1 protein-coding gene is annotated in these 817 nt (G+C 47.1%); it reads right to left on the reverse strand.

The window, feature by feature from the left end; all coding sequences use genetic code 11:
• Positions 1–817 (reverse strand): FAD-binding oxidoreductase (locus tag ACS8FC_RS16370; RefSeq protein ID WP_439297554.1); only part of this gene is annotated, 817 nt, incomplete at both ends.

Raw genomic sequence — 817 nt, forward strand, 5'->3', positions numbered from 1 at the left:
TACCGTCACCGATATGACCAAACCAGCACACTTCAAAGTCAGGATAGTTACTGCTGACGATGTCATCAATCTCTTTAATAAACTCAGGCACATGACTGATCAGCACAGACACATCATTCTTATACGGGGTGAACACAGAGATGGTCTCTGAGATGTACTCACGTAGTTTCCACAGCTCAGCTGCTTGCGATAAGCTCTGGCTCATCACCCCATCAATAACCCAGCCCTCTTCCATACACTGCTCAAAGATGGCCATGGCTTTTTCCATGATCGGCTCATAGGGCGCTTCAAACTCTAATAGCGTATAAAACTTGGTGCGTGATTCGAATGGCTCCTGTACTTGACCATGGGCCATTAGCTTATCAATCGCCACATCATCAAAAAACTCAAACGCGGTCAAATCAATCTGTGCTTGAAAGGCAGAGAGCACATTCATGACGTCGCTGAAGTTGTCCATACCCAGCACCATGACATTTAAGTCTTGTGGCTGACGCTCAAGCTTGATTTGTGCATGGGTAACAAGACCTAAGGTTCCCTCAGCACCGATGAACAGTTGACGTAAGTCGTAACCAGTGGCGTTCTTCACCATACCGCGGTTGAGATGCAAAATGTCCCCTTTACCAGTAACGACAGTCAATCCCATGATCCATTGACGGGTCATGCCATAACGAATGACTTTGATGCCACCTGCATTGGTACCGATATTGCCACCCATTTGACTAGAGCCTGCTGAGGCAAAGTCGACAGGATAGTAGAGGTCTTTTGATTCGGCAAACTGTTGCAGTTGTTCGGTAATGACGCCCGCTTCAATCTCGAC

Source organism: Psychrobacter sp. 1Y4 (assembly GCF_051847555.1).